This window comes from Pandoraea captiosa (assembly GCF_902459775.1).
Taxonomy (GTDB): domain Bacteria; phylum Pseudomonadota; class Gammaproteobacteria; order Burkholderiales; family Burkholderiaceae; genus Pandoraea; species Pandoraea captiosa.
Genome location: NZ_CABPSQ010000001.1, coordinates 339,002 through 350,707 on the forward strand (window position 1 = coordinate 339,002; position 11,706 = coordinate 350,707).

The 11,706-nt window shown below is 64.7% G+C and carries 9 protein-coding genes; all 9 read left to right on the plus strand.

Features of this window, described 5'->3' with window-relative positions; all coding sequences use genetic code 11:
- Positions 1 to 86: 86 nt before the first annotated feature.
- The 9 genes from PCA31118_RS01480 (at position 87) to sugE (ending at position 11,525) form a co-directional block, all read left to right on the plus strand.
- Positions 87 to 1,145, plus strand: coding sequence for an amino acid ABC transporter substrate-binding protein (locus PCA31118_RS01480; protein ID WP_174990293.1), 1,059 nt, complete (start codon positions 87 to 89; stop codon positions 1,143 to 1,145).
- 98 nt (positions 1,146 to 1,243) lie between these two features.
- Positions 1,244 to 2,242 carry a transporter substrate-binding domain-containing protein gene (locus tag PCA31118_RS01485; protein ID WP_246190004.1) on the plus strand — a complete coding sequence of 333 codons (999 nt, stop codon included), beginning with the start codon at positions 1,244 to 1,246 and terminating at the stop codon, positions 2,240 to 2,242.
- 345 nt (positions 2,243 to 2,587) lie between these two features.
- Positions 2,588 to 2,680 (plus strand): K(+)-transporting ATPase subunit F, encoded by a 93-nt coding sequence (kdpF, locus tag PCA31118_RS01490; RefSeq protein ID WP_063389843.1) that lies wholly within the window; start codon positions 2,588 to 2,590, stop codon positions 2,678 to 2,680.
- Entirely contained in the window at positions 2,677 to 4,482 is a 1,806-nt protein-coding gene (gene kdpA, locus PCA31118_RS01495; RefSeq protein ID WP_150622346.1) for a potassium-transporting ATPase subunit KdpA, read from the plus strand. The genes kdpF and kdpA overlap by 4 nt, the downstream gene beginning before the upstream one ends.
- A 28-nt stretch (positions 4,483 to 4,510) precedes the next feature.
- On the plus strand, positions 4,511 to 6,637 hold the full coding sequence (kdpB, locus tag PCA31118_RS01500) for a potassium-transporting ATPase subunit KdpB (protein ID WP_150622348.1): 2,127 nt from the start codon (positions 4,511 to 4,513) through the stop codon (positions 6,635 to 6,637).
- Between the two features lie 78 nt (positions 6,638 to 6,715).
- A complete protein-coding gene (kdpC, locus tag PCA31118_RS01505) occupies positions 6,716 to 7,300 on the plus strand; it encodes a potassium-transporting ATPase subunit KdpC (RefSeq protein ID WP_150622351.1) in 585 nt (194 codons plus the stop codon).
- 146 nt (positions 7,301 to 7,446) lie between these two features.
- The gene (locus tag PCA31118_RS01510) at positions 7,447 to 10,254 is read left to right on the plus strand and encodes a sensor histidine kinase (protein ID WP_150623640.1); all 2,808 of its coding nucleotides are present in this window, start codon (positions 7,447 to 7,449) and stop codon (positions 10,252 to 10,254) included.
- Between the two features lie 5 nt (positions 10,255 to 10,259).
- Positions 10,260 to 10,970, plus strand: coding sequence for a two-component system response regulator KdpE (kdpE, locus tag PCA31118_RS01515; RefSeq protein ID WP_150622353.1), 711 nt, complete (start codon positions 10,260 to 10,262; stop codon positions 10,968 to 10,970).
- A gap of 237 nt (positions 10,971 to 11,207) precedes the next feature.
- Positions 11,208 to 11,525, plus strand: a complete 318-nt coding sequence (gene sugE, locus PCA31118_RS01520) for a quaternary ammonium compound efflux SMR transporter SugE (RefSeq protein WP_150622355.1) — start codon at positions 11,208 to 11,210, stop codon at positions 11,523 to 11,525.
- Positions 11,526 to 11,706: the final 181 nt, after the last annotated feature.

Consider the following 11,706-nt stretch of genomic DNA (forward strand, 5'->3'; position numbering starts at 1 on the left):
GAGATTGGCCTCGCCGCGTTATTACCTCACTGATCGCTACGGCGATTGTGTCCGCTTCGCCAGCGACCTACGCGGGTAGCCCACCCATGCCAGGCCTGCCGCGTCTGAGCGCGGTGGTGGCAACCGCACCGGTCACGACATCGTTTTCCGGTGAAAGCGCTTCAGTCCCCGATTCGCCCACAGACGAGGCGCCCACGATCGCGCGCATCCGCGAGCGCGGCCGCATCCTCCTGGGCTACCGTCAGGCGGCCATTCCGTTTTCCTATGTCGATGCCAGCGATCAGCCGATGGGACTGTCGTGGGCGCTGTGCCAGCGCATTGTCACGGCATTGCAGCGGACCATGGCGATGCCCGAATTGCGCAGCACACCCGTGCGGGTGATCGAGCAGATGCGCGGACCGCTCATCAAGGGCGATGCCATCGACATCGACTGCGCCCCATCGACGGTGACGGCCGAGCGGGCACAACGTGTGTCGTTCAGCTTGCCGTATTACGCGGCGCATATCCGGCTGATGGTGCGACAGGCAACGGGCATCGAATCCCTCGACGACATGCGCGGGCTGCGACTGGTCGTGGTGCAGGGCACGACCGCCGAGCGGATCGTGCGTGCCCGACACGCCCGCACGGGGTTTCAGCTGCTGATGGCCCGTGACTACGACGACGCGTTTCGCATGCTGCGCGAACGACGTGCGCAAGCGCTGGCGTTGGACGACGTATTGCTCGAAGGCCTGAGGGCGAGGAGCAAAACGCCGAACGCTTACCGTATCGTCGGTGCGCCCCTCTCCAGTTCCTCCGATTCCTCCGATTCGCCCGAGCACTACGCGCTGGTGCTGCCCCGGGACGATCCGGCGTTCAAGGCGCAAGTCGATGCCGTGCTCGCGTCCATGTTTCGTAGCGGCGAGATGGCACGGCTCCAGCGCGAGTGGTTTCAGGCGGCGGTGCCGCCCCACGGACACCCTCTGGCGGTCGAGCCCTCTGCCGAAGTGCTGGCGCTATGGGAGAACGGCGCCCGCGAAGTAGATGCGCATGCAGATGCGAATGAAGATGCGAGTGAAGATGCGAGTGAAGATGCGAGTGAAGATGGAAGCAGCGGCAAGCGCGCCGGGCGGGAGCCTGCGGCAACGTCCCCGCAGCCCGGATCGTGATGCGGCATGACGCATAAGCTAATGACAAAGGTTTCTTTGTGCGAAACGGGGTAAGTCTGTAAATTCCTATCGTGCTGTTAATCCGATAGGAATTTGCTGTGAAAGTTGTGAAAGCTGTGATGGGTGCCAAGGAAGCCACCTGGAAAATCGCTGCCCGGCGCGTCGCGCTTGGGCTGTCCGTGTGGTTTGCCGCGCAGGCAGGTGTGATGACGGCAACGGCCGCACCGTCCGCCCAGGCGAAGTCTGGCGCTGTGGTCGCGCTGCCGACCGTGAGCGGCGAGTTGACCGGCACGCTCAAGAAGATTCACGACACGGGGCTGATCACGCTCGGTTATCGCGAGGCCGCCATTCCGTTCTCTTACGTGAACGACAAGGGCAAACCGGTCGGTTATACGATGGACCTGTGCTACGCAGTGGTCGACGCCGTGAAGACGGCGCTGAACCTGCCGAATCTGCGCGTGCGCGAAATGTCGATTACGCCGCAGAACCGCATCCCGCTCGTGAAGAACGGCACCGTCGACCTCGATTGCGCGCCGAACACCATCACGCCGGAGCGCGCGGAGCAGGTCGGCTTCAGCAATCCGTATTACGTCTCGGAAGTGCGCCTGCTAGTCAACAAGAAGGACAACATCCGGGGATTGGAGGATTTGAAGGGCCAGAATCTGGTGGCGTCGGCCGGTTCGACCGGTGAGCGCCTGGCCCGCATGCAAGCCGAGAAGATCGGTTATCGCGTGATTCCGGCGCGCGATCACGGCGAGTCGATGATGACGCTGGAAACCGGACGCGCCAAGGCGTTCGCGCTGGACGACGTGCTGCTCGCAGGTTTTCGCGCCAACGCCCGCGATCCGGAGTCGTTCGCCATCGTCGGTGCACCGCTGGAGACCGAACTCAACGCCCTGATGTTGCGTCGCGACGATCAGCAATTCAAGCGCTTTGTGGATACCACGCTGGCTCACGTCTATACCTCGGGCGACATCCGTCGCATCCAGCGCAAGTGGTTCCAGCAGCCGATTCCGCCGCGTAACGTGAACCTGAACCTCGAACCGAGCAAGGAAGTGATCGAGGTCTGGCACAAGGGCTCGCAAGTGACCGAATGACGTCCGACTGAAGCCCGTGCGGGGACACCCCCGCAACGCCCTGCGAGACAAGGCAAAGCGCCCGCCGATAGCGATATCGGCGGGCGCTGTCGTTTACACGTTTGTGCTCCGCGTTTACGCGTTGTTTACACCCCCTTTACCCCTTTTGTCCCCGTCTTTACGCGCCCCTACGTATCGTTCAGGGCACGGCTGGCATGCGCATGCGAGGGCGCGTCGCGCCCGTGGCGTGCCGGCCGCCACACGATAGGGAGTTGTCATGGACTGGTTATATCTCGGCGTGATCGTGGCGTTCGTTGCCACGACCGTCGGCTTTGTCGCGTTCTGCGCGTCGGTAGGGGGGCAGCAATGACAGCCATGTACTGGCTGAGCGGCGGACTCACGCTCGCGCTGCTCGCTTATCTCGTCTACGCGCTGTTCAAGCCGGAGGATCTAGCATGACACTCAATGCCTGGATCCAGCTCGGCGTGTTCCTCGTCGTGCTGCTCGTACTCGCGCGCCCGCTGGGCCGCTTCATGGCCGATGTGCTTGCCGGCGAATCGCGTGTCAATCGCTGGTTCGCACCGCTCGAACGCGGCCTTTACCGCCTGTGCGGAGTGCGTCCCGAACAGGAAATGCACTGGCGCACGTACGCCATCGCACTCGTCGGCTTTAACGCTGTCGGTGCGTTCTTCGTCTACGCCCTTCAGCGCTGGCAAGTCTGGCTGCCGCTCAACCCGCAGGCGTTCGGCAACATCACGCCCGATTCGTCGATGAACACGGCGGTGAGCTTCGTCGCCAACACGAACTGGCAGGGCTACGCCGGGGAATCGACGATGAGCTATCTCACGCAGATGCTCGGACTCGCCGTGCAGAACTTCCTGTCGGCCGCGACCGGTATTGCTGTCGTCGTCGCGCTGATTCGCGGTTTCGCCCGTCACACGGCGCAGACCATCGGCAACTTCTGGGTCGACATGACCCGCATTACGCTCTACATCCTGGTGCCGCTGTCGGTCGTTCTCGCCGCCTGCCTCATGAGCCAGGGCGTGATCCAGAACTTCGACGCGTACAAGGACGTGACGACGCTGCAGGTCACGCACTACGACAATCCGGTCCTGGGCCCGGACGGTCAGCCGAAGCTCGACGCTGCCGGCAAGCCGGTGACCACGCCGGCACAGACGCAAACGCAAACGTTGCCGATGGGCCCGGTGGCCTCACAGGAAGCGATCAAGATGCTCGGCACCAACGGTGGCGGCTTCTTCAACGCGAACTCGGCTCACCCGTACGAGAACCCCACGCCGCTCGCCAACTTCCTGGAAATCCTCGCGATCTTCCTGATTCCGGCGGCGCTGTGCCATACGTTCGGGCGCATGGTCGGCGACCGTCGTCAGGGACTGGCGATTCTTGCCGCGATGACGATTGCGTTCTCGATCGCGACCGTCGCCACGGTATCGGCCGAACAGGCGGGCAATCCGACACTCGCAACACTTGGCGTCGATCAGCAGGTGAGCGCCGCACAGTCGGGCGGCAACATGGAAGGCAAGGAAACGCGCTTCGGCATCGTGGCTTCGGGCATTTTCGCCACCGTCACGACCGCGGCTTCCTGCGGTGCGGTCAATGCGATGCACGACTCGCTCACGCCGCTGGGCGGACTGGTGCCGATGCTGTTGATGCAGCTGGGCGAAGTGATTTTCGGCGGTGTGGGTTCCGGCCTGTACGGCATGCTCGTTTTTGCCATGCTCGCGGTATTCGTCGCCGGCCTGATGATCGGCCGCACGCCGGAATATCTGGGCAAGAAGATCGAAGCTTACGAGATGAAGATGGTCGCCGTGGCCGTGCTGATGACGCCGCTGCTGGTGTTGCTCGGCACAGCGCTCGCCGTGCTGGTGCCCGCCGGGCAGGCCGGTGTGGCGAACCCGGCCACCCACGGATTCTCGGAAATCCTCTACGCGTACAGCTCGGCCGCAAACAACAACGGCAGCGCCTTCGCGGGTCTGTCGGCCAACACGCCGTTCTACAACACCACGCTGGGTATCGCGATGTGGTTCGGCCGCTTCTGGGTGATCGTGCCGGTGCTGGCGATTGCCGGCGCGCTGGCGCGCAAGAAGCGTATCGCGGCGACCTCGGGCACGTTGCCCACGCACGGTCCGCTGTTCGTCGTGCTGCTGCTCGGCACGGTGCTGCTGGTGGGCGCGCTCACCTACGTGCCGGCCCTCGCGCTTGGTCCGGTCGCCGAACATCTGGCGATGATCGGTGCGCATTGAATAATGAAATGAGGCATTCGAGGCACTCATGAATCAACCCTCAGGAAATACCGTCACCCGGCAACTGGGCGAGGGGCATACATCGGCAACGAAGTCGATGTTCGACCCCGCCATCGTGAAGCCGGCCATCGTGGACTCGTTTCGCAAGCTGCACCCGCTCACCCAGGCCAAGAACCCGGTGATGTTCGTGGTGTACGTCGGCAGCCTGCTCACGACCGTGCTGTTCGGCATGGCCGTGGCGGGGCATGCCGAGGCGAGCGCGCCCTTTATCCTCGCGATCACGCTGTGGCTGTGGTTCACGGTGTTGTTCGCGAACTTCGCCGAAGCGCTGGCCGAAGGCCGCAGCAAGGCCCAGGCCGCGTCGTTGCGTCAGGCGAAGAAAAACGTGCCCGCCAAGCAACTGCGCTCGGCGCGCCGCGACGCGCAATGCCTTGTCATCGACAGCGCCAGTCTGCGTCGGGGCGACTTCGTGCTGGTCGAAGCCGGCGACGTCATCCCCGCCGACGGCGAGGTGGTCGAAGGCGTGGCGTCGGTCGACGAATCGGCCATCACGGGCGAATCCGCGCCGGTGATCCGCGAGTCCGGCGGCGACTTCTCGGCCGTGACCGGCGGCACGCGCGTGCTCTCCGACTGGATCATCATGAAGGTGACGGTCAATCCGGGCGAAGCGTTCCTCGATCGCATGATCGCGATGGTGGAAGGCGCGAAGCGCCAGAAGACGCCGAACGAGATCGCCCTCACGATTCTGCTCGTGGCGCTCACGCTGGTGCTGCTGCTCGCGACGGCCACGCTGTTGCCGTATTCGATCTACAGTGTGTTCGTCACCCACGCAGGCAATCCGGTCACCATTACCGTCCTCGTCGCGCTGCTGGTCTGTCTGATTCCGACGACCATCGGCGGGCTGCTCTCGGCCATCGGCGTGGCCGGTATGAGCCGCATGATGCAGTCGAACGTGATCGCCACGTCAGGGCGCGCGGTGGAAGCGGCTGGGGACGTCGACGTGCTGCTGCTCGACAAGACCGGCACCATCACGCTGGGTAATCGTCAGGCGTCCCAGTTCGTGCCCGCGCCGGGCGTGGACGAGCGCGCACTGGCCGATGCCGCGCAGCTCGCATCGCTGGCTGACGAGACGCCGGAAGGCCGCAGTATCGCGGTGCTCGCCAAGCAACGATTCAATCTGCGCGAGCGCGAGATGAGCGGTCTGAACGCGCTCTTTATCCCGTTCACGGCGCAAACGCGCATGAGCGGCGTGGACCTTGCCGACAAACAGATCCGCAAGGGGGCGGCCGAGGCGGTGAAGCGTTACGTCGAAGCGGCCGGCGGCACGTGGCCGGTCGCGCTTGCAGCCTCGGTGGACGACATCGCCCGTCGCGGCAGCACGCCGCTGGTCGTGGCAGAGCACGACGCCAATGGCGCTCGCGCCCTGGGTGTGATCGAACTCAAGGACGTGGTCAAGGGCGGTATCAAGGAACGCTTCGCCGAATTGCGTCAGATGGGCATCACCACGCTGATGGTCACGGGCGACAACCGCCTGACCGCAGCGGCGATCGCGGCGGAAGCCGGGGTGGACGACTTCCTCGCGGAAGCCACGCCGGAGGAGAAGCTCGCGACGATCCGCAAGTATCAGGCCGAAGGCAAGCTCGTGGCGATGACCGGCGACGGCACGAACGACGCGCCCGCGCTTGCGCAGGCCGACGTCGCCGTGGCGATGAACTCCGGCACGCAGGCGGCGAAGGAAGCGGGCAACATGGTCGATCTGGACTCGAACCCGACCAAGCTCATCGAGATCGTGGAGATCGGCAAGCAGATGCTGATGACACGCGGCAGTCTCACGACGTTCTCGATTGCGAACGACGTGGCGAAGTACTTCGCGATCATTCCGGCGGCGTTCGCCACAACTTATCCGCAGCTCGATGCGCTCAACGTCATGCGACTGGCGAGTCCGTCGTCGGCCATTTTGTCGGCGGTGATCTTCAACGCGCTGATCATCGTGGTGCTGATTCCGCTGGCGCTCAAGGGCGTGAAGTACCGCCCGTTGGGGGCGGCCACGCTGCTGCGCCGCAACCTCTTCGTCTACGGTCTTGGCGGGATTCTGGTGCCGTTCGTCGGTATCAAGGTCATCGACATGATCATCGCCGCGCTGGGCTGGGCCTGATAAGCGCGGTATCCGGGCGCGGCGGCCACGCCGCGGCGCGCTCGGACCACACTGCTGACACTCTAAGGAATCGATGTCATGAAAACCCTTCTGCGCCCGATGCTGAGCCTGTTTGTCGTGCTCTCGGTCATCACCGGGCTGGTGTATCCGCTGGTCGTGACCGGCATTGGCCGGACCGCGTTCTCGCGCGAAGCCGCCGGCAGCCTGATCTACAAGGACGGCAAAGCGGTTGGCTCGTCGTTGATCGGTCAGAACTTCGACGAACCGAAATACTTCTGGGGCCGCCTGTCGGCGACGTCGCCGAATCCGAACAACGCTACCGCGTCGGGTGGCTCGAACTTCGGCCCGCTCAACCCGGCGTTGACGGATGCCGTGAAGGCACGCATCGCGGCGCTGCGCGATGCCGACCCGTCAGCGCAACTGCCGGTACCGGCCGACCTGGTGACGGCTTCGGGCAGCGGCCTCGATCCCGACATCAGCCCGGCGGCGGCCGAGTATCAGGTCGCGCGCGTTGCCAAGGCGCGCGGGCTGAGCACGGACGCGGTGCGTGAGCTGGTGGCGCGCAGCACACAGGGCCGTCAATGGGGAATTTTCGGAGAGCCGCGGGTGAATGTTCTGAAGCTCAACCTCGCGTTGGATGGATTGGCACGAGGCGCCGTCTGAAAGACGGCACCGCAGGCAGGGCAGACCCGGGAATCGCTGGTTTTGCTCGTCGGCCTGCGGTAGATTGGCGGCACGCCCGGCGCGTGCCGCGTTTTTTTGTACTGACGTGGCTCGCGTCTTCATAGTGGACTGACCCGATGGCTGGCATCGAACGCCCTGATCCCGACGAACTGCTCGGCAAGCTGCAACGCGACGAAGCGCGCGAGCGGCGTGGCCGTCTGAAGATTTTCTTCGGCGCGTCTGCCGGTGTGGGCAAGACCTTTGCCATGTTGCAGGCGGCACGCAAGCTGTGCGAGGAGGGCACCGACGTCGTGGTCGGTGTGCTGGAGACGCACGGCCGGGAAGAGACGGCGCGCCTGCTCGACGGGCTTGAAGTGCTGCCGCAAAAGTCGGTCGAATATCGCGGACGTGTGCTGCACGAATTCGATCTCGACGGCATGCTTGCGCGCAAACCCGCCGTAGCGCTCGTAGACGAACTGGCCCATGCGAACGTTGCCGGAGAGCGGCATCTCAAGCGTTGGCAGGACGTGCACGAATTGCTCGATGCGGGCATCGATGTGTACACCACGCTCAACGTGCAGCATCTCGAACGACTCAACGACGTCGTCGGTCAGATCACCGGCATTCGCGTGTGGGAGACGATTCCCGACCGCGTGTTCGATCTGGCCGATGAGGTCAAGCTCGTCGACTTGCCGCCGGACGAACTGCTCGAACGCATGCGCGAGGGCAAGGTGTACATGCCGGCGCAGGCTGAGCGCGCCGTGCGCAACTTTTTCCGAAAAGGCAATCTGATCGCGTTGCGCGAGCTGGCGCTGCGTCGCACCGCCGACCGGGTCGATGCGCAAATGCGCGAATACCGCGCGGACCAGTCGATCAGTCAGGTCTGGCAGGCGCGCGAACGGTTGCTCGTCGCCATCGGGCCGGGGCCGGAGGGCGTGGCGCTGGTGCGCGCGGCCGCGCGGCTCGCGGCGAGTCTGCGCGCCGACTGGCTTGCCGTGCATGTGGAGACACCGGCGATATTGCGGCAGTCGACGGCGCGTCGCGAGAGCGTGTATGCCACGCTCAAGCTGGCCCATGAGCTTGGGGCGGAAACGCTGACATTGGACGGCGCGCAGGCCGCCACCACACTGCTGGCCTATGCACAAATGCGTAACGTGTCCAAGCTGGTGGTGGGCGCGAGCGGCGCGCGACGCTGGTGGACGGCCCGGACCCCGCTGCATGAGCAGCTGGTGCGGCTCGCGCGCGGCGTGGACGTCGTGCTCATCGGCCCCGCTGCCGGGGATACGTCGGCCGACAAGCGTGTGGTGCGGGGTGACTGGCGCGACTGGTTCGATACGGCGCCGGAGTTGGGACTCGTCGGTCGGCCATGGCGGGCCTATGCCTGGGCCGTCGGCATTTGCGGGGTCGTGTCGCTCGCGGCGGCGGAGCTGACCACGTTTCTCGATCTGGCCAACATCGCGATGCTGTATCTGCTCGGCGTGATCGTCGCGGCGATGCGGTTGGGACGCGGGCCGGGCGTGCTGGCCTCGTTTCTCTCGGTGGTCGCATTCGACTTCTTCTTCGTGCCGCCGACGATGTCGTTGTCGGTCTCCGACACGCAGTACTTGCTCACGTTTGCGGTCATGCTGACCGTGGCGCTGGTCATCAGCCATCTGACGACGAGTCTGCGCTTTCAGGCGCGGCTGGCCACATGGCGCGAACGGCGCACGGGGGCGGTATATGCGATGGCCCGCGAACTGGCGGCGGCGCTCACCACGCCCCAGATCGTGGAGATCGGCTCCCGTCACGTGCGCGAGGTGTTTCAGGCGCGTGTGGCGTTGCTGTTGCCGGATAGCCAGGGCAGCGTGCGCCAGCCGGTGGAAAATGCGCGGGCCGAAACGATGCCCGAGCACATCGATACCGACGTCGCGCAATGGGTGTACGACCGTCAGCAGGCGGCAGGGCGCGGCACCAACACGCTGCCCGGCTCCAACGCCTACTATCTTCCGCTGCGCGCGCCGATGCGCACACGCGGCGTGTTGGTAGTCGCGCCCGACGTGGTCGATCGCACCGAGGAGCGATCGGACGGCGGCATGATCGGCACGCCCGAACAGCAGCGCCTGCTCGATACGTTCGCCGCCCAGATCGCGCTGGCGCTGGAGCGGGTGCATTACGTGGAAATCGCACAGGACGCGCTGGTGACGATGGAGTCCGAGCGTCTTCGCAATTCGCTGCTCTCCGCAATCTCGCACGACCTGCGCACGCCGCTGACGTCCATCGTCGGATTCGCCAGCATGCTCAGCCGCAATGCGCAGACGCCCGGGCCGCTGCGTCTCGAACTCGTCGACGCGATCCACGAGGAGGCGCAGCGCATGACCGGTCTCGTCACGAATCTGCTCGACATGGCGAAGTTGCAGGCGGGCGGTGTGCAGCTCAATCGTCAGTGGCAGATGCTCGAAGAGGTGGTCGGCACATCGCTGCGTGCGTGCCGACGCATGCTCGGCGGTCATGAAGTCACGACCCGGCTGCCCGCCGATCTGCCGCTGTTGCGCGTGGACGCCGTGCTGCTCGAACGTCTTTTCACGAACCTGCTGGAAAATGCCGCGAAGTATTCGCCGGTCGGGTCGCACATCGAGATCGCGGCCCGCGTGGCCGGCGAGGACGTGGAGGTGAGCGTGAGCGACGATGGCCCCGGTCTGCCGCCCGGCATGGAAGGCCGGATCTTCGAGAAATTCATGCGCGGCGAGAAGGAGTCCGCCAAGCCGGGGATCGGGCTCGGCCTGGCGATTTGCCGTGCCATCGTGGAAGCGCACGGCGGTAAGATTCACGCGACCAACGTGACCGATGGACACGGTGCTCGCTTCATCTTTACGCTGCCGGTGGAGACCCCGCCGGCCGCCCCGGACGCCGCGGAGGACATCCCCGAACCGCCCCTTCGGGACACCGACGCAAACGCGATACAACGACATGAGTGAGCCACATGAGTGAACCGACCATCAACATTGTGGTGATTGAAGACGAGCGCCAGATCCGACGGTTTCTGCGCACGTCGCTGGAAGCCGAAGGCATGGTCGTGCATGAGGCGGAAGCTGGCCGACAGGGCATGGTCGAGGCGGCAACGCGCAAACCTGACCTGCTGATCGTCGATTTGGGATTGCCGGACATTGATGGCGTAGAAGTCATTCGCGAAGTCCGTAGCTGGACCGACATGCCGATCATCGTACTGTCAGCGCGCAACGAAGAAGCGGAGAAGGTCGTCGCACTCGACGTGGGGGCGGACGACTATCTGACCAAGCCGTTCGGTGTGTCGGAGTTGCTCGCACGCATTCGCGCGCAATTGCGCCGCCATCACCGGGGCGGCAACTCGGAGACGCTCGACGAAGCGTTTTCGTTCGGGGACATCCACATCGATCTGGCGCGTCGCAAGGTCACACGCAGCGGGGAACCGGTGCACCTTACGCCCATCGAGTACCGCCTGCTCGTCACGCTCGTGCGGCATGCCGGGCGCGTGCTCACGCATCGTCAGTTGCTCAAGGAGGTGTGGGGGCCGTCGCACGTCGAGAGCAATCACTACCTGCGCATCTACATGGGCCACCTGCGCCAGAAGCTGGAAGCCGACCCGGCGCAGCCCCAACACATTCTCACGGAGACCGGGGTGGGCTATCGGCTCGAGGTCGACGCCGCAGGCTGAAACGGTGCACGAAGGGGAAACGTCAAAAGGCCCTGCTGGCAACGAGGATAAAATCGGCGGCGGCACGGCGAACGGGCGGCTTTGCTAAAATCGCGCTGCTCCCTGTGCAGCGTCCGGCACTCCGCCATTCATTCGACGTTCGATGGGAGACCGTTGCCGGGACGACCCGGCCATCGGTTCGTGCGGGTACCGCATCGCTTCCCGGGGACGACCCCGTCTTTCTCATCGAAGTCTGCCATGGCCTGGATTCTGCTGGTTTTCGCCGGTCTGCTCGAAGTGGCTTGGGCCGTCGGCCTCAAGTACACGCAAGGATTTTCGCGTCTCATCCCCTCCGTTTTCACCATCGTGTCGATGGTCGGCAGTGTCTGGCTGCTGGCGCTCGCGGTACGAACGCTGCCGTTGGGCACCGCCTATGCCATCTGGACAGGCATTGGCGCAGTCGGGGCATTCGTGCTCGGCATCGTGCTCTTCGGGGAGTCGGCATCGGCCGCGCGCATCGCCAGCGTCACGCTGATTCTCGCGGGTCTGGTCGGGCTGAAGCTTACCGCCGCCTGATGGCGGCGAATACACCGGCAATTCCGCGCCAAATCCGCGACAGTTTCAGCGACAGTTTCGGCGACAAATATCCCGGTCGTTTGCCCCGTAGGGTGACGGGTGGTGCGTTGCCGCATCGCGCGGCATAATGACGCGGTAGCAGCCGAGTTACCTGCCGGGCAACGTTTTGCCGGATACCGGA

Excerpts from the sequence above, each read along its gene's own strand:
- PCA31118_RS01480 (WP_174990293.1), top strand. The coding sequence starts at position 87 with ATGCCAGGCCTGCCGCGTCTGAGCGCGGTGGTGGCAACCGCACCGGTC.
- kdpF (WP_063389843.1), top strand. The coding sequence starts at position 2,588 with ATGACAGCCATGTACTGGCTGAGCGGCGGACTCACGCTCGCGCTGCTC.
- kdpA (WP_150622346.1), top strand. The coding sequence starts at position 2,677 with ATGACACTCAATGCCTGGATCCAGCTCGGCGTGTTCCTCGTCGTGCTG.
- kdpB (WP_150622348.1), top strand. The coding sequence starts at position 4,511 with ATGAATCAACCCTCAGGAAATACCGTCACCCGGCAACTGGGCGAGGGG.
- kdpC (WP_150622351.1), top strand. The coding sequence starts at position 6,716 with ATGAAAACCCTTCTGCGCCCGATGCTGAGCCTGTTTGTCGTGCTCTCG.
- kdpE (WP_150622353.1), top strand. The coding sequence starts at position 10,260 with ATGAGTGAACCGACCATCAACATTGTGGTGATTGAAGACGAGCGCCAG.
- sugE (WP_150622355.1), top strand. The coding sequence starts at position 11,208 with ATGGCCTGGATTCTGCTGGTTTTCGCCGGTCTGCTCGAAGTGGCTTGG.